22 protein-coding genes and 1 tRNA gene are annotated in these 22468 nt (G+C 27.0%); 17 read left to right on the forward strand and 6 right to left on the reverse strand.

The annotated features are described in order from the left end of the window. Positions 1 to 237: 237 nt before the first annotated feature. From mnmG to AB4W74_RS00045, 9 genes are all read left to right on the forward strand, one after another. On the forward strand, positions 238 to 2136 hold the full coding sequence (mnmG, locus tag AB4W74_RS00005; protein WP_367681979.1) for a tRNA uridine-5-carboxymethylaminomethyl(34) synthesis enzyme MnmG: 1899 nt from the start codon (positions 238 to 240) through the stop codon (positions 2134 to 2136). Between the two features lie 269 nt (positions 2137 to 2405). Beyond that, on the forward strand, positions 2406 to 3224 hold the full coding sequence (gene atpB, locus AB4W74_RS00010) for a F0F1 ATP synthase subunit A (RefSeq protein WP_367681980.1): 819 nt from the start codon (positions 2406 to 2408) through the stop codon (positions 3222 to 3224). A 42-nt stretch (positions 3225 to 3266) separates the two neighbouring features. Continuing rightward, positions 3267 to 3506, forward strand: coding sequence for a F0F1 ATP synthase subunit C (gene atpE, locus AB4W74_RS00015; protein ID WP_367681981.1), 240 nt, complete (start codon positions 3267 to 3269; stop codon positions 3504 to 3506). A gap of 109 nt (positions 3507 to 3615) precedes the next feature. Further along, positions 3616 to 4101 carry a F0F1 ATP synthase subunit B gene (locus AB4W74_RS00020; RefSeq protein WP_367681982.1) on the forward strand — a complete coding sequence of 162 codons (486 nt, stop codon included), beginning with the start codon at positions 3616 to 3618 and terminating at the stop codon, positions 4099 to 4101. A gap of 17 nt (positions 4102 to 4118) precedes the next feature. Beyond that, positions 4119 to 4652, forward strand: a complete 534-nt coding sequence (locus AB4W74_RS00025) for a F0F1 ATP synthase subunit delta (protein WP_367681983.1) — start codon at positions 4119 to 4121, stop codon at positions 4650 to 4652. A gap of 13 nt (positions 4653 to 4665) precedes the next feature. Then, positions 4666 to 6204 carry a F0F1 ATP synthase subunit alpha gene (gene atpA, locus AB4W74_RS00030; RefSeq protein WP_367681984.1) on the forward strand — a complete coding sequence of 513 codons (1539 nt, stop codon included), beginning with the start codon at positions 4666 to 4668 and terminating at the stop codon, positions 6202 to 6204. 38 nt (positions 6205 to 6242) lie between these two features. After that, a complete protein-coding gene (gene atpG / locus AB4W74_RS00035; RefSeq protein WP_367681985.1) occupies positions 6243 to 7118 on the forward strand; it encodes a F0F1 ATP synthase subunit gamma in 876 nt (291 codons plus the stop codon). Positions 7119 to 7139: 21 nt separating this feature from the next. Then, entirely contained in the window at positions 7140 to 8537 is a 1398-nt protein-coding gene (atpD, locus tag AB4W74_RS00040; RefSeq protein ID WP_367681986.1) for a F0F1 ATP synthase subunit beta, read from the forward strand. A gap of 17 nt (positions 8538 to 8554) precedes the next feature. Further along, complete coding sequence (locus AB4W74_RS00045) at positions 8555 to 8977, forward strand: F0F1 ATP synthase subunit epsilon (RefSeq protein ID WP_367682263.1); 423 nt, start codon at positions 8555 to 8557, stop codon at positions 8975 to 8977. 64 nt (positions 8978 to 9041) lie between these two features. On the opposite strand, the gene gyrB is transcribed toward AB4W74_RS00045, so the two are convergent. The 3 genes from gyrB to dnaA form a co-directional block, all read right to left on the reverse strand. After that, the gene (gyrB, locus tag AB4W74_RS00050; RefSeq protein WP_367681987.1) at positions 9042 to 11435 is read right to left on the reverse strand and encodes a DNA topoisomerase (ATP-hydrolyzing) subunit B; all 2394 of its coding nucleotides are present in this window, start codon (positions 11433 to 11435) and stop codon (positions 9042 to 9044) included. Positions 11436 to 11514: 79 nt separating this feature from the next. Further along, positions 11515 to 12615, reverse strand: coding sequence for a DNA polymerase III subunit beta (gene dnaN / locus AB4W74_RS00055; RefSeq protein WP_367681988.1), 1101 nt, complete (start codon positions 12613 to 12615; stop codon positions 11515 to 11517). 4 nt (positions 12616 to 12619) lie between these two features. Then, complete coding sequence (dnaA, locus tag AB4W74_RS00060; protein WP_367681989.1) at positions 12620 to 13984, reverse strand: chromosomal replication initiator protein DnaA; 1365 nt, start codon at positions 13982 to 13984, stop codon at positions 12620 to 12622. A gap of 357 nt (positions 13985 to 14341) precedes the next feature. Between dnaA and rpmH the strand changes: the two genes are divergently transcribed. Genes rpmH through mnmE form a run of 5 tightly spaced genes read left to right on the forward strand, consistent with a single transcriptional unit; the run spans position 14342 to position 18094 of the window. Beyond that, positions 14342 to 14485 (forward strand): 50S ribosomal protein L34, encoded by a 144-nt coding sequence (rpmH, locus tag AB4W74_RS00065; RefSeq protein ID WP_295163978.1) that lies wholly within the window; start codon positions 14342 to 14344, stop codon positions 14483 to 14485. A gap of 13 nt (positions 14486 to 14498) precedes the next feature. Next, positions 14499 to 14843 (forward strand): ribonuclease P protein component, encoded by a 345-nt coding sequence (gene rnpA / locus AB4W74_RS00070; protein ID WP_367681990.1) that lies wholly within the window; start codon positions 14499 to 14501, stop codon positions 14841 to 14843. Then, positions 14822 to 15079, forward strand: coding sequence for a membrane protein insertion efficiency factor YidD (yidD, locus tag AB4W74_RS00075; RefSeq protein WP_367681991.1), 258 nt, complete (start codon positions 14822 to 14824; stop codon positions 15077 to 15079). Before rnpA ends, yidD begins: the two co-directional genes overlap by 22 nt. A gap of 2 nt (positions 15080 to 15081) precedes the next feature. Further along, positions 15082 to 16686 carry a membrane protein insertase YidC gene (gene yidC / locus AB4W74_RS00080; RefSeq protein ID WP_367681992.1) on the forward strand — a complete coding sequence of 535 codons (1605 nt, stop codon included), beginning with the start codon at positions 15082 to 15084 and terminating at the stop codon, positions 16684 to 16686. 37 nt (positions 16687 to 16723) lie between these two features. Then, positions 16724 to 18094: a tRNA uridine-5-carboxymethylaminomethyl(34) synthesis GTPase MnmE gene (gene mnmE, locus AB4W74_RS00085; protein WP_367681993.1), complete on the forward strand. Its 1371-nt coding sequence runs from the start codon at positions 16724 to 16726 to the stop codon at positions 18092 to 18094. A gap of 8 nt (positions 18095 to 18102) precedes the next feature. On the opposite strand, the gene AB4W74_RS00090 is transcribed toward mnmE, so the two are convergent. Further along, positions 18103 to 18175: transfer RNA gene (locus AB4W74_RS00090), tRNA-Phe, on the reverse strand. Between the two features lie 227 nt (positions 18176 to 18402). Here AB4W74_RS00090 and AB4W74_RS00095 point away from each other — a divergent pair. The 3 genes from AB4W74_RS00095 (at position 18403) to efp (ending at position 21193) form a co-directional block, all read left to right on the forward strand. Next, complete coding sequence (locus AB4W74_RS00095; protein ID WP_367681994.1) at positions 18403 to 18693, forward strand: co-chaperone GroES; 291 nt, start codon at positions 18403 to 18405, stop codon at positions 18691 to 18693. Between the two features lie 69 nt (positions 18694 to 18762). Continuing rightward, positions 18763 to 20409 carry a chaperonin GroEL gene (groL, locus tag AB4W74_RS00100; RefSeq protein WP_367681995.1) on the forward strand — a complete coding sequence of 549 codons (1647 nt, stop codon included), beginning with the start codon at positions 18763 to 18765 and terminating at the stop codon, positions 20407 to 20409. 217 nt (positions 20410 to 20626) lie between these two features. Then, the gene (efp, locus tag AB4W74_RS00105) at positions 20627 to 21193 is read left to right on the forward strand and encodes an elongation factor P (RefSeq protein ID WP_367681996.1); all 567 of its coding nucleotides are present in this window, start codon (positions 20627 to 20629) and stop codon (positions 21191 to 21193) included. Positions 21194 to 21211: 18 nt separating this feature from the next. On the opposite strand, the gene dnaC is transcribed toward efp, so the two are convergent. Both dnaC and dnaT read right to left on the reverse strand, forming a co-directional pair. Then, entirely contained in the window at positions 21212 to 21952 is a 741-nt protein-coding gene (gene dnaC / locus AB4W74_RS00110; RefSeq protein WP_367681997.1) for a DNA replication protein DnaC, read from the reverse strand. Then, the gene (gene dnaT, locus AB4W74_RS00115) at positions 21952 to 22449 is read right to left on the reverse strand and encodes a primosomal protein DnaT (RefSeq protein ID WP_367681998.1); all 498 of its coding nucleotides are present in this window, start codon (positions 22447 to 22449) and stop codon (positions 21952 to 21954) included. The genes dnaC and dnaT overlap by 1 nt, the downstream gene beginning before the upstream one ends. Between the last annotated feature and the right edge of the window lie 19 nt (positions 22450 to 22468).

The raw sequence follows: 22468 nt of genomic DNA on the forward strand, positions 1-22468 counted from the left end.
TTGTACACAGTTAGTTAATTAAATAAGTTCTTTGATTATCAATATGACACGTTACTTATCCACAGATTTTGTATTTTCTAATAATAAATGTTTTTTGTTTTTTTTTTTTTAGTTAAATAAAAAAAATTAATATTTAATTTAGTTTTTTTTATTTAACATTTTGTTATATGTCATCTTGATTAAAATATTAATACTGTATAGAATAATTTGAATATTTGAAATGGGCATTTTGTGTGTATGTTAAACTTAGATTCAAAAAATTTTGATGTTATTGTTATTGGTGGGGGACATGCTGGCACTGAAGCTGCTGCTGCCTCTTCGAGAATAGGTTGTAAAACGTTATTATTAACTCAAAAAAATACGGATATAGGTGTTTTATCTTGTAATCCTGCTATTGGTGGGATCGGGAAAAGTCATTTAGTGAAAGAAATAGATGCTTTAGGTGGCTTGATGGCTAAAGTTATTGATTATTCAGGAATTCAGTTTAGAATTTTAAATTCTAAAAAAGGTCCTGCCGTAAGGTCTACTAGAGCTCAAGCTGATAGAAAACTATATTCATACAATGTTAAAAAATTATTGAAAAAACAGATTAATTTGTTAATTTTAGAAGAGGAAGTAAAGGATTTAATTGTTAAAAATTATCAAGTAATAGGTGTTTTAACACAGAATAATGTAAGTTTTTATTCTACTTCTGTTATATTATCTACAGGTACTTTTTTAGGTGGGAAAATACACATAGGTTTACAAACTTATTCTTCTGGAAGAAAAGGAGAAAAAGCTTCTATAGATTTAGCAGCTCGTTTACGGGAGTTACCTCTTCGTGTAAATAGATTAAAAACTGGTACGCCACCTCGAATTAATACTACTACAGTTAATTTTAATGAGTTATTTGTACAACATGGTGATTTACCTACTCCAGTTTTTTCGTTCATGGGAGATGTATCTAATCATCCCTCTCAAATACCATGTTATCTTACTTATACTAATGAAAAAACACATGAAATTATACGTAAAAATTTAGATAAAAGTCCTATATATACAGGTATAATTAAGGGCGTAGGACCTCGTTATTGTCCTTCTATTGAAGATAAAATCATGCGCTTTCCTGATAGAAAAGCACATCAGATATTTTTAGAACCGGAGGGGTTAAATAGTATTAAAATATACCCTAATGGTATTTCAACTAGTTTACCATTAAATATTCAAGAAAAGTTAGTGAGATCTATAAAAGGACTAGAAAAATCTCAAATTATCACCCCTGGTTATGCAGTAGAGTATGATTTTTTTGATCCTAAAGATTTAAATCTTACTTTGGAAAGTAAATGGATTAAAAATCTTTTTTTAGCTGGTCAAATTAATGGTACAACTGGTTATGAAGAAGCTGCTGCTCAAGGTCTTTTAGCAGGTTTAAATGCAGCATTAAGAGCAAAAAATAAAGAACAATGGTTTCCTAAACGTCATCAAGCCTATTTAGGTGTATTGATAGATGATCTAACTACGCAAGGAACAAACGAACCATATCGAATGTTTACCTCTCGAGCTGAATATAGATTAACTTTAAGAGAAGACAATGCTGATTTGCGTTTAACTGAAATTGCTTATAAATTTGGTTTAATAGATCATCCAAGATGGATTCGCTATAATGAAAAAATATTGAATATTTCCAATGAAAGAAATCGTTTAAAAAAAATTAAAATTTATCCTAAATCCCCCGATGCTAATATTTTAAAAAAAAGATTCAATATTTTTTTAAATCGAGAAACTACAATTTTGCATTTATTAAAACGTCCAGAAATTACATATAAAAATTTATCTTATTTAAATTCGTTTCAAACTGGAATTAATGATTTAGAAGCAGCAAATCAAATCGAAAATGATGCTAAATACGAAGGTTATATTAAGAGACAATTAGAAGAAATTAATAGACATTTAAAAAATGAACATACTCCCTTATCACCTACTTTTAATTATAACAAAATTAAAGGTCTATCTCTTGAGGCGGCTATAAAATTAAATGATTATAAACCAGTTTCTGTTGGTCAAGCATCACGTATTTCTGGTATAACACCAGCTACTATATCAATTTTATTGATATATCTCAAAAGGGAATATTATAAAAAAAATTATGTTTTTTAAGATTTTTTTTATTTTTAAACATATAATAATTTATTTAACTATTAAAATTCACTTCCAATTTGTTTAAATAAAAATATTTTAAATAAAAATAATAAATTTTAAAAATTACAAAGTAGAAATAACTCATTTAAAGTTTCTACTAAATAATAGATAATCATATTAATTATTAAAGATAATTTTTTAGGTTTTTGCTTAATATTTTTTTTGATAATTTTTAAAATTAGTTATTTTATTTTTATTTAAACTATGTAAAATAAATGAGAAAAATTATGTTTTTAGAGAAAATAACAAATCCTCAAAAATACATCAGTCATCATTTAAATCATTTGCAAATAGATTTAAGTAATTTTAAAATTGTTGAACCAGGAAATATTGTCTCTCATTTTTGGATTTTAAATATTGATTCGATAGTATTTTCTCTTATATTGGGATCTTTTTTTTTAAGTGTCTTTTATATAGTAGCAAAAAAAATTACAACTGGTGTTCCAAATAAATTGCAGGCTTGTATTGAATTAATTTTTGACTTTGTTAATTTTAATGTAAAAACTATGTATCAAGGTAATAATCCTCTTATTGCACCTTTGTCATTAACAATTTTTATTTGGGTTTTTTTGATGAATCTAATGGATTTAATTCCTATTGATTTATTTCCTTTTTTTTCCGAAAAATTTTTTCGATTTTCTACAATTCGTATTGTACCATCTGCAGATATTAATATTACGTTATCAATGTCATTAGGTGTGTTTTTTTTAATTTTATTTTATAGTTTAAAAGCAAAGGGATTAGTTGGTTTTTTTAGAGAACTTACTTTGCACCCTTTTAAACATCCTATATTTTTTATTTTTAATTTTTTATTGGAATTTGTTTCTTTATTATCAAAACCAATTTCCTTAGGATTACGTCTTTTTGGAAATATGTATTCTGGTGAAATGATTTTTATTTTAATTGCTGGTTTACTTCCATGGTGGTTGCAATTTGTTTTAAATGTGCCATGGGCTATTTTTCATATTTTAATAATTTCTCTACAGGCTTTTATTTTTATGGTATTAACAATTGTTTATTTGTCAATAGCTTCACAATCTCATTAAGATTAAAATTGACTACAATTATATTGAAAACAGGAGTTTGTAATGGAAAATTTAAATTCTGACATGTTGTATATAGCAGTAGCGATCATGATTGGATTAGCGGCAATTGGAGCAGCAATTGGTATTGGTATTTTAGGTGGTAAATTTTTGGAAGGAGCTGCAAGACAACCTGATTTAGTTCCTTTGTTGCGCACGCAGTTTTTTGTAGTGATGGGTTTAGTAGATGCTATTCCAATGATTGCAGTTGGTTTAGGTCTATATATGCTTTTTGCTATTTCTTAATTTTTTTAAAAAATTTTATAATTTTAAATTATAAGTACAATCTTTACGTTTCTTAGATAGCGTAAAGATTAATTTCTATTTTAATACGTAATAATTAAGGTTTATTATTGTGAATTTGAATGCGACAATTCTTGGACAAGCACTTTCATTTTTTTTATTTGTTTGGTTTTGTATGAAATATGTATGGCCCCCTATTATTTTGGCTATCGAAAAAAGACAAGAAAAAATTAAAAAATCTTTGTTAAAATTAAAAAAATCTGAAGAAGAATTTATTCTTATTCAAGAAAAAATGAATAAAAAAATTGAAGATTCTAAACAAAAAGCTTCATTTATTATCAATGAAGCAAATAAACAAAAAACATTAATTTTAGAGAATGCTAAAAACTATGCTGTTGAAGAAAGTAAAAAAATTTTTTTAAAGAATCAATTAGAAATTGATATGCAAATTATGCTTGCACGTAAAAATTTACATAAAGAAATTGTAAATTTATCTATTGCTATAGCTGAAAAAATTATTCAAAAAAATATTAAAAAGGATCAAAACAAAGATTGGATAAATAAATCAATTGTTTCTTTGTCAAAAATAAAAAATTAATGTAGGTGGAAATATCAATGTCATCATTTGATACTATTGCTAGACCATATGCTCGAGCAATTTTTGAATTAGCAATTGAAAAAAAATCCATAAATAAATGGAAGAGAATGCTAATTTTTATTAATGATATCGTTTCTTCAAAAAAAATTGAACAATTTTTATCCGGATCTTTGTCAGCTAATTATTTATCATCATGTTTTATTTTTATTGCTGGTGATCAAATTGATGAAAATGCAAAAAATTTAATAAAATTATTAGCGAAAAATCAGCGTTTTAAAATATTTGGCCATATATTAAAAAATTTTTTAAATTTACTAAATTCTTATGAAAAAAATATAGTCGTTGAACTTACATCAGCGTATTCTTTACAAGAAAATCATATTATTAAAATACGTTCGGTTTTAGAAAAAATACTATTATGTAAAATTAATTTTGTATATAAAATTGATCATCTAATACTTGATGGTATACTTATTAAAATAAATGATACAGTATTTGATTTTTCTATTCGTAATCATTTGCAGCAATTGTCTAATATTTTAAAATTTTAAGAGAATATTATATATGCAATTAAATTCTACAGAAATTAGTCAATTAATTAAAGAAAGAATTTCTCAATTTGAAGTATTTAATCAATCTTATAATGAAGGTACTATTATTTCTGTTAATGACGGTATTATAAAAATTTATGGTCTTTCTAATGTCATGTTAGGAGAAATGATTTTATTATCTAATAATGAATATGCAATTGCATTAAATATAGAAAGAGATACAATTGGTGCTGTAGTAATGGGACCTTATATTCATATTGTTGAAGGTACTAAAGTTCGGTGTACAGGAAAAATTTTAGAAGTACCTGTAGGTATTGAACTTTTAGGCAGAGTAGTTAATGCCTTAGGTGTTCCTATTGATGGTAAAGGTTCTTTAAAAAATAATATTTATCTACCAGTAGAAGCTGATGCGCCTGGTGTGATCGAACGAAAATCAATTAATGAACCAATTCAAACTGGTTATAAAGCTATTGATGCAATGGTCCCTATTGGTCGTGGCCAACGTGAATTGATTATTGGAGATCGACAAACAGGAAAAACTGCACTTGCAATCGATACAATTATTAATCAAAAAAAATTTGATATACCATGCATTTATGTTGCTATAGGACAAAAATTATCGACAGTTATAAATGTTGTTAAAAAATTAGATGAAAACAATGCTTTGTGTAATACTATTATTGTTGTTGCATCAGCATCAGAATCAGCTTCTTTACAGTATTTAGCTCCTTATTCAGGTTGTGCAATGGGAGAATATTTTCGTGATCGTGGAAAAGATGCTTTAATTGTGTATGATGATTTATCAAAACATGCAATAGCATATCGTCAGATTTCTTTATTGTTACGTCGACCACCTGGAAGAGAAGCATTTCCCGGAGATGTATTTTATCTTCATTCGCGTTTATTAGAAAGATCAGCTCGTGTTTCTAAAGAACATGTAAAAAAAGTTACTAAAGGTCAAATCATCGGAAAAACTGGTTCATTAACTGCGTTGCCTATTATTGAAACACAATCTGGAGATGTTTCTGCATTTGTTCCTACAAATGTGATTTCTATTACTGATGGACAAATATTTTTAGAATCTAGTTTGTTTAATTCTGGTATTCGCCCAGCTGTTAATGCAGGTATATCTGTTTCCCGTGTTGGTAGTGCAGCACAAACTAATATTATTAAACATTTATCTTCTGGCATTCGTACAGCATTAGCACAATATCATGAACTTGCTGCTTTTTCTCAGTTTGCATCTGATTTGGATGAAACAACTCGAAAACAATTAATATATGGTCAAAAAATTACTGAATTATTAAAGCAAAAGCAATATAGACCTATGTCTATAGCGGAACAAGGATTAATGTTTTTTATTGCTGAAAATAATTTTCTTGATGATATTTCTATAAATAATATTATGCGTTTTGAAAATGAAATTTTAATATATTTTCATAATTATCATTTAGATTTAATCAAATCAATAAATAAAGATGGTCATTTTAATGCGAATATAAAACAGAAATTCATAACATTGATTAATAAATTTAAAGGTTCTCAATGTTAAAATAAATTAATGATATTTAATTTTATTAAGAGAAACTAGTGACTAGTACAAAAGAAATAAAAAATCAAATAAATAGTGTTATTAATACTAAAAAAATTACTAAAGCTATGGAGATGGTAGCTATTTCCAAAATGAGAAAAACAGAAGAAAGAATGCGATTAGGTCGGCCATATTGTGAAATTATTGGAAAAGTAATTCATCATATTTTACAAGGTAATTTAGAATACAAACATAGTTATTTAGAAAGTAGAAATATTAAAAGAGCATGTATAATTATAGTTTCTACTGATCGAGGTTTATGTGGGAGTTTAAATACTAATCTTTTTAAACAAGTACTATTTAAAATTCAAGATTTTGCTAAAATTAACATTCCTTGTGATTTAATATTATTTGGTTTAAAAAGTTTATCTGTTTTTAAATTATATAGTGGTTCTATTATTTCTTCTGTAACTAAATTAGGTGAAAAACCGGAAATATCAAAATTAATTGGTTCAATTAAAATTTTTTTAGAAAAATATCAAAAAAATGAAATTGATAGAGTTTTTATTGCTTATAACAAATTTCAGAACAAACTTCTTCAGTATCCTACTATTAGTCAGCTTCTCCCATTACACAGCGAAAAAAAAATACTTTACAAAAAAAAAATAAATTGGGATTACTTATATGAACCGGAATCTAAATTAATTTTAGATACATTATTTGATCGTTATATTGAATCTCAGATTTATCAAGGTATTTTGGAAAATATTGCAAGTGAGCAGGCTGCTCGTATGGTGGCGATGAAAACCGCTACTGATAATAGCGGGAATCGTATTCAGGAATTACAGTTGGTTTATAATAAAATTCGTCAAGCGAATATTACTCAAGAATTAACTGAAATTATTTCAGGAGCATCGGCAGTTTCAGCGGATTAAAATTAGTTAAAGGTTAAAACAATGGCTACTGGAAAAATTATTCAAATTATTGGTGCGGTGGTAGATGTAGAATTTGATCAAAATTCAGTGCCAAAGATATATAATGCTCTAGAAGTAAAAGATAAACATATACAACTTATTTTAGAGGTACAGCAGCAATTAGGATCTGGGGTTGTTCGAACTATTGCTATGGGTTCAACTTATGGTTTAAAAAGGGGTATAGCTGTTATTGATCTTGGACATTATATAAAAATCCCAGTAGGACGAGCTACATTAGGTCGTATAATTAATGTTTTAGGTAAAACAATAGATGATAAGGGACCTTTAAAAAATTCTGATAATTCTAATTTAGAATATTGGGAAATTCACCGTTCTCCTCCAAGTTATCAAGAACAAATTGCTTCTCAAGAATTATTAGAAACAGGAATAAAAGTTATTGATTTAATTTGTCCTTTTTCCAAAGGTGGTAAAGTTGGTTTATTTGGTGGAGCGGGTGTAGGTAAAACAGTTAATATGATGGAATTAATCAGAAATATTGCAATAGAGCATTCTGGTTATTCAGTTTTTACCGGAGTTGGTGAAAGAACACGAGAAGGTAATGATTTCTATCATGAAATGAAAGATTCTCAAGTACTAGATAAAGTATCTCTTGTATATGGTCAAATGAATGAACCTCCTGGTAATCGATTGCGTGTTGCTTTTACAGGATTGACAATAGCTGAAAAATTTCGTGATGAAGGTAGAGATGTTTTATTGTTTATTGACAATATATATCGTTATACTTTGGCTGGAACAGAAGTTTCTGCATTACTTGGTCGAATGCCATCTGCTGTTGGTTATCAACCGACTTTATCTGAAGAGATGGGCATACTTCAAGAAAGAATTACTTCAACTAAAAAAGGTTCAATTACTTCTGTTCAAGCAGTATATGTTCCAGCAGATGATTTGACAGATCCATCTCCAGCAACTACATTTGCACATTTAGATTCTACAGTAACACTTAGTCGTCAAATAGCTGCATTAGGTATTTATCCAGCAATTGATCCTTTAAATTCGACTAGTCGTCAGTTAGATCCTTATATTGTAGGAGAAGAACATTATGAAACAGCGCGTGGTGTACAGTTAATTTTACAAAGATATCAAGAACTAAAAGACATTATTGCAATTTTAGGAATGGATGAATTATCTCAAGAAGATAAATTATTAGTTTCAAGGGCACGTAAAATACAGAGATTTTTATCTCAGCCTTTTTTTGTGGCAGAAGTATTCACTGGTTTTCCAGGAAAATACGTGTCTTTAAAAGATAATATTCGTGCTTTTAAGGGTATTATAGAAGGTGAGTTTGATAATTTACCAGAACAATCTTTTTATATGGTAGGAACAATTGAAGAAGCCATTGAAAAATCAAAACTATTATAATTAAATATTTTTTGGATATATACATGGATTTTTATTTAGATATCGTTAGTGTTGAAAAACGTATATTTTCTGGATTAATAGATAAGATAAAAGTATCTGGAAGTGAAGGGGAAATGGGAATTTATCCAGGACATACTCAATTATTAAGTATAATTAAACCAGGTATAATACACATTTTTCACCAAAATAAAAAAGAAGAATGTCTTTATATATCTGGAGGGATTTTAGAGGTTCAACCTGCTACTGTATCTATTTTAGCGGATGTAGTTATTCGTGGTTTTGACTTAGATCGTGAACGTGTTTTACAAGCGAAGAAAAAAGCTGAAGAAAGTTTTCAAAAAGATAATATTGGTCTAAAAAAAGACGATATTTTACTTGAAATTTCTAAAGCTATTGCAAAGTTACGTGTACTTGAAATTATAGATAAATTTAAAAAATAAAAAATTTTTCGCGGCTGGTTTCTCCCGCCGCAATTATTAGTAAAAAATTTTTCGATTTTATAGATTAAATATCTATATTTTGTGCTTTTAAGGCATTTTTTTGAATAAATATTCTTCTTGGTTCTACTGCATCTCCCATTAGTGTATTAAACAAATTATTGGCAGATATTGCATCTTGTATTGTAACTTGCAGCATATTTCGTGTTTCAGGATTCATTGTCGTATTCCATAATTGATCTGGGTTCATTTCTCCTAATCCTTTATATCGTTGTATAAATAAACCACGTTTTGATTCTTCTATTAACCATTCTAATGTATTTTTGATGTCACTTATTTTATAGAGATTATCTCCTTTTTCTATAAATTTGTTATTTTTTTTGAATTTACAAAATTTTTGTCCTAAATTTGTCATAGAAACATATTCATTACTTGTTAAAAAATCATACTTCAAATCATATTGTATTTGATTTGCATATCTCGAAGTGACTATACTTGGTTCAAATATCTTTTCTTTTTCATTTTTTTTAATTTTTGCTGTATATATAGTGTTATTTTGATTTTGAATGTTTAATACTTTTACTAGTTTTTCTATCCAATTTTGAACTATTTTTTTATTTTTTAAATTATCTAGATGAGAGTGATAAATTAGTGCATTTGATATTGATTCAGGCAGGTGGTTTTTTTTTTGAATTTGATTGAATTCATCTATTATTTTTTGAAATTCTTTTATATTATTAACATCTTTATTTTTTGTGTTTTTTATAGTTATTTCTTTTAAAGCTATTTTCATCTGATATTTATGCATTTCCTCATCATTTTTAATATATTTTTCTTTTTTTCCTTTTTTGACTTTATATAAAGGTGGTTGAGCAATATAAATATATCCTTTTTCAATTAGTTCTGGTAATTGACGATAAAAAAAAGTCAACAATAGTGTTCGAATATGCGCACCATCTACATCTGCATCAGTCATAATAATAATATGATTATATCGTAGTTTAGATAAATTATATTCGTTATTTCCAATTCCGCATCCTAATGCAGTAATAAGGGATGCTACTTCTTGAGATAATAACATTTTTTCGAATTTTGTTTTTTGTACATTCAATATTTTCCCTTTTAAAGGAAGAATTGCTTGATTTTTTCGGTTTCTACCTTGTTTAGCTGATCCGCCAGCTGAGTCTCCTTCTACTAAATAAATTTCTGATAATTTAGGATTATTTTCTTGACAATCAGATAATTTTCCAGGTAATGCACCTAAATCTAGTGTTCCTTTTTTTTTATTTATTTCTCTTGCTCGTTTTGCAGCTTCTCTCATTTTTGCTGAGTTTATTATTTTTTGAATTATAGATTTTGAATCAATAGGATTTTCTAAAAGATATTCGATAAGATTTTCATTAATTAGTGATTCTATTACTGATTTTACTTCCGAGGAAACTAGTTTATCTTTTGTTTGTGAAGAAAATTTAGGATCAGGTATTTTAATTGATATTATTGCTGTTAAACCTTCTCGTGTATCTTCTCCTGTAATAATTGTTTTATTTTTTTTATTATATCCTTCACGTTCTATGTGTAGATTTAATGTACGTGTTAATCCTGAACGGAATCCTGCTAAATGTGTTCCACCATCTTTTTGAGGGATGTTATTAGTAAAACAACGTATATTTTCTTGATGTGAATCATTCCATTGTATTGCTATTTCTAATTCTATTCCATCTTTAATAGAACGAAAATGAAATATATGTAAATTAATTGGTAATTTATTTTGATTAAGAAATTTAATAAACGCTTTAATACCGCCTTTATAGTGATAATGATCCTCTAAATGAGTACGATGGTCTTTTAAAAAAATAGATATATTAGAATTTAGAAAAGACAGTTCACGCAATCGTTTAGATAAAATTTCATATTGAAATTCTATTTTATTAGTAAAAATTTTATAGCTAGGCCAAAATCTTATATATGTACCTGTTTTATTAGTTTTTCCTACTATTTTTAAAGAAGACTCTGGGTTTCCATTATGGTATATTTGTTGAAATTTTTTTTTATTTTTATAAATTATTAGTTCTAATTTTTCTGATAAAGCATTTACAACTGATATTCCAACTCCATGGAGTCCACCTGATATTTTATAGGAAGAATTATCAAATTTGCCACCTGAATGAAGCATTGTCATAATAACTTCTGCGGCTGAAATCTTCTCTTCAGCATGTATATCAGTTGGAATACCTCTACCATCATCTTGTATTGAAATAGAATTATCTAAATGAATAATTACTATAACTTTTTTACAAAAACCTGCTAATGCTTCATCGATAGAATTATCTACAATTTCGAAAACCATATGATGTAATCCACTTCCATCGTCAGTATCTCCGATATACATTCCGGGTCTTTTTCGAACAGCATCTAGTCCTCTTAATATTTTAATTTTAGAAGAATTGTAATTATCTGTCATTTTATTTCCTGTTTTATTTTTTTATTTATAGTTTTCTATTATTATCTACAATCATAAATTTTTTTTAAATTAATTAATATTATCTTTTTAATAGCATTATCAGATATGTACTTGGAGAATTCTCTTCTTCTTTAATTTGTATCGAAGATTCAGAGTTATTTACAAATAATAAAAATTTTTCGCTTTTTATAGTATTTATTACATCTAGTAAATAATAAACATTTATTGATAATTCTATTTTTTTTTCAAAGTAATCAATTGAAAATGTATCTTCAGCAGTCTCTTCTTCTTGATTATCAGATATTACTTTAAAATTTCCATTTTCAATTTTTATTTCAATTCCACAGAATTTTTCATGTGCTAAAATAGAAGCACGTAATAGTGATTTTTTTAGTAATACACAATTACACATAATTACATGCAATTTTTTTTTGAGCAAAACAGTCTTATAATCGGGGTACTCACCTTCAATTAATTGACAAGTAAAAGTTAAATTATTTATATTTATTCTTATATTATTAGTACCAATGAAAATATGTAATAATTTTATTTCTGTAGTTAATAATTTGTATAGTTCCATTATTGCTTTATTAGGAATAATAATTGCAAAAGAATTAATTTTTTTTTCTACTAAAAAATAAGATGTAGCTAATCTATATCCATCTGTTGCAACTCCACGAAGAACATCACCTTTTTTTTCTAAAAAAATACCATTTAGATAATATCGAACATCCTGTTTTCCCATTGAAAAACTTATTCTTTCTATTATTTCTTTTAAAAATTGTGATGATAGATAAAAATCAGAAGTATATTGAAAATTTTGATGATTTGGAAATTTATCAGCAGATAAAGTACTTAATATATATTTACTTCTTTCAGAAGAAATATGTATTTTTTTTTCCTTTAATTGTATTTTAACTTCTGATTTTTCAGATAAATTTTGACAAATATATAAAAGTTTTTTACCTGAAATTGTTATTTTTCCAGATATATTTTTTTTTAAAATTTTTATATTTGATATAAGTTCTATTTCTAAGTTTGTTGTTGTTAAAGATAATATGTCATTTTTAATTTGAATAAGTATGTTTTCTAAAATAGGAAATGAATGATTTTTGACTAATAATCGAGTAATTTTTTTTAAACTTTTAATTAAAATATCATTTTTAATAGTAAATTGCATAATTTTACACTGATAAAGTTCTGATTAAGTTTGAAAAGTCTTCTTTAATATCATGACTTTCTTCGCGTAATTGATCAATTTTTCGACAAGCATGTAATACAGTGGTATGATCTCTTCCGCTAAAAGCATCTCCAATTTCAGGTAAGCTATGATTTGTTAATTCTTTTGCCATAGCCATAGCCATTTGTCTGGGTCGCGCTACTGAACGAGAACGTCTTCTAGATAATAAATCTGCTACCTTTATTTTATAGTATTCTGCAACTGTTTTTTGTATTTGATCAATTGTAATAAGTTTTTCTTGTGAAACTAATATATCTCTAAGTGCTTCACGAACAAATTCTACAGTAATAGAACGATGAGAAAAATTAGCGTTAACAATAACTCTATTTAGAGCCCCTTCTAATTCGCGAACGTTAGAATGCAGATGTTTAGCTATAAAAAAAGCAACTTCATGAGGTAATATAATATTATTTTCGTCAGCTTTTTTTATTATTATAGCCACTCTAGTTTCTAGTTCTGGTGGATCAATAGCTACTGTTAGGCCCCATCCAAATCTTGATTTTAAACGATCTTCAACACCATTAATTTCCTTAGGATAGCGATCAGAAGTTAAAATAATTTGTTGATTACCTTCTAAAAGAGCATTAAATGTATGGAAAAATTCTTCTTGCGAATGTTCTTTATGTGCAAAAAATTGAATATCATCAATTAACAATGCATCAACAGAACGATAGTATAGTTTAAATTTTTCAATTGCATTGTTTTTTATTGCTTTTACCATATCTTGTACAAAACGTTCAGAATGCATATAGACAATTTTTACATTATATTTATATGCTAGTATTCCATTTCCTATAGCATGTAATAAATGTGTTTTTCCTAAACCTGTACCTCCATATAAAAATAGTGGATTGTAAGAATTTCCAGGATTATTTGCTACCTGTGAAGCTGCTGCTCTTGCTAATTGATTCGATTTTCCTTCTATAAAATTTTCAAAATTATATTTTTTATTAATGTTAGAACGGTAAGATAATTTTTGAAAAGTTGGTATCTTATCCCAAATCTTTTCTTCATTTTGATTATTTATTTTTTTTAAAGTGTTTTTTTTAAATTTTTTTTCTTTAGAAATTTGATATACTTTAAATTTTATTAATGGTGCATTAGAACCGCAGAAATCTTGTAATATTGATTTAAAATTAATTAAATATTTATCTTGTACCCAATCTAATATAAATTGATTTGGAGCATATATTTCTAAAATATTATTGTTTAGTTTGGCTTTCAGAGAGCGTATCCACATACTAAATTCTGTAGATGGTAGCTCATCCTGCAACCGGTCAAGACACTGTTTCCAAAGACAAAGTGACACGGTAGACTCCAAGCGAACAAAAATTATTAAATAAACTTTGAAAAGTTGCTTTTTTTATTTTGACATATATATTTTACATAAAAAATTATATTTTTTTTTATTAAAAGTTATACAATTTAAGATTATCAAGTACAGTAAAAATTATGTAATATATTTTTTATATACTATTTTTTAATATATCTAAATAGTTTTTAGATATAATACTTTTTAAAACAATACATTTATCATGCTGTCATAAAATATAAAAAAACTTTTTTTAATTTGATATATTTTTTATTTAAAACAATCTTTTATTTTTCTCTTTTTTAACAATATTATTAATTATATTTAATAAAATACATTTAGGTAAATATAAAAATGAAACGTACTTTCCAGCCTTCAATATTAAAACGTAATCGTTCACATGGATTCAGAATTCGGATGGCAACTAAAAATGGTCGTTACATTTTATCCCGCAGACGTGCTAAATTGAGAACACGTTTAACTATTTCTAGTAAATAATAGGTTAAATATAGTGTTGAATTACTTTTTTAAAAAAAAATCAAGATTATTAAAGTCTAAAAATTTTAAATATGTTTTTAGCAATCCTTATTCAAAAAATACTTTTCAAATAAATGTATTATCACGTTTTAATTTATTAGATTATCCAAGATTAGGTCTTAGTGTTTCTCGTAAAAATATTAAAGATGCATATAAGCGTAATACAATTAAACGAGTAATTCGAGAAACTTTTCGTTTATTACAACACGAACTAATATCAATGGATTTTATTGTTATAGCTAAGAAAAACATTATTTATCTAAATAATAAGAACATAATGAGTATATTGGAGAATATATGGTCAAATTATCATCGATAGTTATATTTTTTTTGATTTTTTTGGTACTAATTTATCAAAAATTTATTAGTTTCTTTATGAAATCAAATTGTCGTTTTTATCCAACTTGCTCAACATATATGATTTTGTCTTTACGTGAATTTGGTTGTATTAAAGGTTTAATTTTAACTATTTTACGTTTGTTAAAGTGTCATCCATTTCATTCAGGTGGACAGGATTTTTTACCCTTAAAAATAAAAGACAAAAGTGAAAATTAATGATGGAACTGCAACGTAATTTTTTTATTTTTATTTTTTTATTCCTGTCTTTTTTATTATGGCAAGCATGGCAAGACCGATTACCAACAAAAAATAAAACAGATAATACTACTACTTCAATTTTTCATGTTAATCAGACAAAAGAAGACAAAAGTTTAATCACCATTGAAAGTGATGTACTTCGTTTAGTTGTCAATATGTATGGTGGGGATATAGAAGAGGCAATTTTACTTAATTATAAAGATAAATTAAATTCCTCTGAAAATTTAAAATTACTAGAAACACGCTCTGATTTTGTTTATCAAGCACAAAGTGGATTAATTGGAAAAGATGGTCCAGATAATTCAACAAATAATAGTAGACCATTATATTTTTCAAAAAAAAATTTTTTTAAATTGAGTAATAATAAAAATGAATTACGTGTTCCAATTACCTTTGTTGGAAAAAATGGTGTAATTTACAAAAAAATTTTTATTATCAAGTCAGGAAAATATGATATAGAAATAGAACATAATATTTACAATACAAGTAATAAAAATATAGAACTAAATATTTTTGGACAATTAAAACAAACAATTAAATTGCCTCAGGATCGTGATATTTATAGTGGTAATTTTGCTCTTCAAACTTTTCGGGGTGCTGCATATTCTAGTATGGACGAAAAATACGAAAAGTATAAATTTGATGATATTTCTAGTAATAAAAATTTAAATATTATTACTCAAAATGGTTGGATTGCTATGCTACAGCAGTACTTTGTCGTTGCTTGGATACCTGAAGTGAATTCTAGTTCTAATTTAATTTATACATCTTATGTAAATAATGATGCTGCCGTAATTGGATATAAATCTTCTTTAATTAATATTCCTTTAAAATCTAGATATGTTATTAAATCTAAATTATGGATAGGTCCTGAAAAGCAGCAAGAGATGGCAATAGTAGCACCAAATTTAGATTTAACAGTAGATTACGGTTGGCTTTGGTTCTTATCCCAGCCATTGTTTAAATTGTTAAGTATTATACATAATTTTGTAGGAAACTGGGGATTTTCTATTGTTCTCATTACTTTTCTGATGAAAGCAATTACATATCCATTAACGAAAGCACAATATGTTTCTATGGCAAAAATGAGAAAGTTACAACCAAAAATTCATGAATTAAAGAAAAATTTTGGTTATGATAAAGCAAAAATGAGTCAAGAAATGATGGCTTTATATAAAAAAGAAAAAATAAATCCATTAGGAGGTTGTTTACCCATTTTTATTCAAATGCCTATTTTTTTGTCTCTTTATTATATGCTCATTGGATCTGTTGAATTACGTCATGCTCCTTTTTTTCTTTGGATTAAAGATTTATCTGATCAAGATCCTTATTATGTTTTACCAGTAATTATGGGTTTAACTATGTTTTTTATCCAAAAAACATCACCTAACCACATTTCAGATCCTCTTCAAAAGAAAATAATGAATTTTATGCCTATTATTTTTACAGCATTTTTTTTATGGTTTCCTTCTGGATTAGTACTATATTATATTGTTAGTAATTTAGTTACTATAATACAACAAAAATATATTTTATCTAATTTTGAAAAGAAACAAAAAATGTAAAAATTATCTATTGATTTAAAAATTAAGAAAATATTTTATGATTTTAAATGAAACTATTATCGCTCAAATTACTCATCCGGGAAAAAGTGCCGTTGGAATATTGAGAATTTCAGGAAGCCAGGCTAGTCAAGTGGCGATTAAAGTATTAGGCAAAATTCCTATTCCAAGATTTGCAACCTACTCAAAATTTTTAGACAAATATAATAAAGTTTTAGATGAAGGTATATCTTTATGGTTTCCATCACCTTGTTCTTTTACAGGAGAAGATATATTAGAACTACAGGGTCATGGCAGTCCTTTAACAATAGATTTACTTATCAAAAGAATTTTATCTATAAAGAATATTTCAATAAGAATAGCCCAACCGGGTGAATTTTGTCAACGTGCGTTTTTAAATGGAAAAATAGATTTAATTCAAGCAGAAGCAATAGATGACTTAATTAATGCAGAAACAAAATCTGTTGCACGTGCTTCTCTAAACTCTTTAAATGGATATTTTTCAATTTATATTCGTGAATTATTAGAAAAATTAATTGAAATTCGTGTGAATATAGAGTCGCATATTGATTTTTCAGAAGAAGATATCGATTTTGATTCTAATGAATTGATTATTTTGAATTTAAATAAGTTACATAATAAATTTTTAAAGATAAAAAATATAGTTTTAGAAGGTAGTATAATACGAGAAGCAAAAAAAATAGCCATAGTTGGTCCACCAAATGCTGGAAAATCTAGTTTATTAAATACTTTATCACTTCGTGAAAGAGCAATAGTGACAAAGTTTCCTGGTACAACAAGAGATATTATTTTCGATAATATTAATATTTTTGGAGTTTTATACGAAATTTCTGATACTGCAGGTTTACGTGATACACACGATGAAATTGAAAAAATTGGAATTCAACGAACCTGGAAAACTATTAAGGAAGCTGATCACATTCTTTATGTTATGGATAAAACAACAGGTTTAAAAAAACAAAAAGAAATAGCTACTTTATTTTTAAAAGAAATTTCTGATTTTGATACAAAAAATGTAACCTTTATTTTAAATAAAAATGATTTATTAAAAGATGCTTATGGAATAAAAAAAATAGAAGATTTTGTTTTTATTAGTATTTCTGCACTTACAGGTCATGGAATAGATACTTTAAAAAAATATCTCGCTAATATAGAAAGAAAAAAAATTCAAACAGGTAGTTTTATTGCTAGAAGACGTCATATACATCAAATTGATTTGTCATATTCCGAATTTGTAAAAGCTAAAGAGAATTGGTTAAAATATCAAAATATTGAACTTTTGGCCGAATCATTGAATATAATTAGTCAATTATTAGGAGAAATAACAGGAAAGTTTACTTCTAATGCTTTGTTAAAACGTATTTTTTCTACTTTTTGTATAGGTAAATAAAAATTTATTGCCCGGAGGCGGAATTGAACCACCGACACGGGGATTTTCAGTCCCCTGCTCTACCGACTGAGCTATCCGGGCAATTTTCTACATTAAATCATCAAAGATGAAACTTTGTCAATCTTTTTTTGTAAGAATACTTTTAGTTCAAGTAATTTATTTTTTTAATTTTTGATTAAAAATAAAAAAAAAATTTTTACCCTTGAAAGTTTTAATAAACATCCCTATATTTAAATATATAGAAAAAATATTCAATTTTAAAAAAATATAATATCATTAAGCAGGATTATTCTTAGGAGTATTGTTATATGAAAATTCGTCCATTGCATGATCGTGTGCTTGTAAAGCGTCAAGAAGCAGAATTAAAATCAGCAGGTGGAATTGTTCTTACAGGTTCTGCTGCGGGAAAATCTACTCGTGGAACAGTCACGGCAGTTGGTAATGGCCGCGTGCTAGATAATGGTGAAATTAAACCATTAGATGTTAAAGTTGGTGATGTAGTAATCTTTAATGAAGGTTATGGTGCAAAAACAGAAAAAATTGATAATGAAGAACTATTAATTTTAACTGAAAGTGACATTTTAGCAGTTGTTGAATAGTAAACTAAATTAGTAAAATAAAATACATTGCTATATCAATAAAAACAATATATTTAAGGAAATGTCAAAATGGCCGCTAAAGATGTAAAATTTGGTAATGAAGCTCGAATTAAAATGCTTCGTGGAGTAAATGTATTAGCAGATGCAGTTAAGGTGACTTTAGGACCAAAAGGTAGAAATGTAGTTTTAGATAAATCTTTTGGCGCACCTAGTATTACTAAAGATGGTGTATCCGTAGCTCGCGAAATCGAATTAGAAGATAAATTCGAAAATATGGGAGCACAAATGGTAAAAGAAGTAGCATCAAAAGCAAATGATGCTGCAGGAGATGGTACCACTACAGCCACTTTATTAGCACAGTCTATAGTAAATGAAGGTCTAAAAGCCGTAGCAGCTGGAATGAATCCTATGGATTTAAAACGCGGTATCGATAAAGCTGTTATTAGTGCAGTTGAAGAATTAAAAAATTTATCTGTACCATGTTCAGACTCTAAAGCTATTACTCAAGTAGGGACAATTTCTGCAAATGCAGATGAGAAAGTTGGTTCCTTGATTGCGGAAGCAATGGAAAAAGTTGGAAATGATGGTGTTATTACAGTAGAGGAAGGAACAGGTCTTCAAAACGAACTTGAAGTTGTAAAAGGCATGCAATTCGATCGAGGTTATTTGTCTCCATATTTTATTAACAAGCCCGAATCAGGTATCGTTGAATTAGAAAATCCATATATTTTAATGGCTGATAAAAAAATATCTAATGTTCGTGAAATGCTACCAATATTAGAATCTGTAGCGAAATCTGGAAAGCCATTATTAATAATTTCAGAAGATTTAGAAGGAGAAGCTTTAGCTACCTTAGTAGTAAATTCTATGCGTGGTATAGTTAAAGTTGCTGCTGTTAAAGCTCCAGGATTTGGTGATAGACGTAAAGCAATGTTGCAAGATATTTCTATATTAACTGGTGGTTCTGTAATATCTGAAGAATTAGCTATGGATTTAGAAAAATCTACTTTAGAAGATTTAGGACAAGCAAAGAGAGTTGTAATTAATAAAGATACTACAACTATCATTGGTGGTATTGGAGAAAAACATGCCATTCAAAGTCGTATTAGTCAAATTCGTCAAGAAATTCAAGAAGCTACTTCTGACTATGATAAAGAAAAGTTAAATGAACGTTTAGCTAAATTATCAGGAGGTGTCGCGGTTCTTAAAGTAGGTGCGGCGACTGAAGTCGAAATGAAAGAGAAAAAAGCTCGTGTAGAAGATGCTCTTCATGCTACTCGTGCTGCAGTAGAAGAAGGTGTGGTTCCTGGTGGAGGTGTTGCATTAGTTCGTGTAGCTGGAAAAATATCTAATTTACATGGTCATAATGAAGATCAAAATGTTGGAATTAGAGTAGCGCTTCGTGCTATGGAAGCTCCATTACGTCAAATTGTTTCAAATTCTGGCGAAGAGCCTTCTGTAGTTACTAATAATGTAAAAGATGGAAAAGGTAACTATGGTTACAATGCTGCTACTGATGAATATGGCGACATGATTGATTTTGGTATACTAGATCCTACTAAAGTGACTAGATCGGCATTACAATATGCTGCTTCTGTTGCTGGACTAATGATTACAACAGAATGTATGGTAACTGATTTACCAAAAGAAGATAAATCTTCTGATATTAATCCATCTCCTGCTGGAGGAATGGGTGGTATGGGCGGAATGATGTAAGATTTTTAGTTAATAATTTTTTTAATTAATTTAAAGATATCCTTCCTCAGATGTATTTTCTGGGGAAAGATTTTTAATTTTATTAAAAAATATATTATTTATTTTTTCATATTAAATAAATCTTTTAATTGTTAATAAAATTTTTTTAAAAAAATAAACAATTTATTTTTTAATATATTTAAATTTTTATAAATGTATTTAAAATATGGAGTTTATTGTGAAATTATATAATAGTAATAATTTTCGTTCAGGTCATAAAATTATTTTTGAAAAAGAACCTTATTTAATAGAATCTAGTGAGTTTGTTAAACCTGGTAAAGGTCAAGCTTTTGTTCGTGTTAAATTAAGAAAATTATTAACAAAACAGCTAATAGAAAAAACATTTAAATCTACACATTCTTTAGAAATAGCTGATATTTCAGAGTATACTTTTTCTTATTTATATAATGATAGTTATTTTTGGTATTTTATTAAAAACAACACCTTTGAAGAATTATCAGTAGATAAAAAAATTGTTGGTGTTAATAAAAAATGGTTATTGGAACAAGATACGTGTACAATTACTTTTTGGGATAATCAACCAATTTCTATTACACCAAATATTTTTGTTGAATTAAAAGTTGTTGAGACAGAAACATCATCAAAAAGCGATACGATTAACTCTAGTAGTAAATTAGCTATATTAAGTACAGGAGCAATTCTCAAAGTACCGTTGTTTGTACAAGTTGGGTCTTTAATTAAAGTAGATACTAGATCTGGTGAGTATGTATCTAGAATTAAATAGTTTTTCTTTAAAAAGTAATTAATATTCATTGCCTTTTACATATTTCCTATAACTATCCCATTCAAAAGTTAACCATAAGCTATTACCTAAACGCATTCTATCAATAACTCTTTCTCCTAGTAAGTTTTTCATACCTTTATGATCTAAATTAGACAGCATACCAGTAGAACGTTTAGAAGATGATCTTCTATCTACTATTTGATTAATGATAACTTTTTCATAACGTGATTCAGTTTGCATACCAATTTCATCAATCATTAATAAATCTACGCTACTGAGATTATGTAATAATTTTTCCTCAGTAATATTACTAGTACCGCTAAATGTACCTTTCATATTAGACATTAAATCTGCAACGGTTACAATTAAAATGCTTTTTCCATGTAGAATTAAATAGTTACCTATAGCTGATGCTAAATGATTCTTTCCAGTTCCTGGTCTCCCTGAGAAAATAAAACTAGCGATATTTTCATGAAATTCTTCGGCATAACGTTTTGCTGCTTTAAGAACTTTTTGCTGTCCTTCATGCTCAATTTTATAGTTTTCAAACGAACAATTCATATACAATTCACGTATTCCTGATCTTCCTAGAACCCGCTGCATCTTCATAGCTTTATTTTCGCGTAATATCGATTCAGAAGATAATCTTCCTTGTTCTTGATTCCAGGCTAATAAGTCTTGATCATTTTCAAATTTTGGTTGTATTTTATTAGGCATAAGTCGTTGAAGACGTTTAAAAAATTCAGTATAAAATGTCATTATTTACCTCTAAATCCTTCGGGTATTTTTTGATCAGGTATCGGTATGTAAGTAATATCATTTTTTTGTTTAATTATATTTATAGAACGACTGCGTTCTAAACTTCTAGCCAGTTTTTGTTGCCATTGTATATGATGAAAAAAACAGCCTTCTGCTTCCCAGTAAGAAATAAAAGATGCAAGTTCGAACTGTGAAATTTCTTTGTCTAATGATATACCCCATAGTGCGGATTTTTTAATAAAATCTGCATCTGGTTTCCAATTAGAATGCATTGAAAATTTTTTAATAATTTTTTTTTCTGTTTCTGTTATTTTATTTTGTAAATTATATTTTTCAATATCAAATAATTTTTTTAAAAAATCAGGATTGATTACATAGAATAAAATTTTTTTATTTTTTGATATAGATATAATGTTATTTTTTTTTGATTTTATTATTTGCATAGGATTTTGACAAAATGCGTTAAGAGTTATATTTTTAGAAAATAAAATTTTCATAAATTTTTAATTATCCTAT

The organism is Buchnera aphidicola (Hyalopterus amygdali) (assembly GCF_964059015.1).
Lineage (GTDB): Bacteria > Pseudomonadota > Gammaproteobacteria > Enterobacterales > Enterobacteriaceae > Buchnera > Buchnera aphidicola_BN.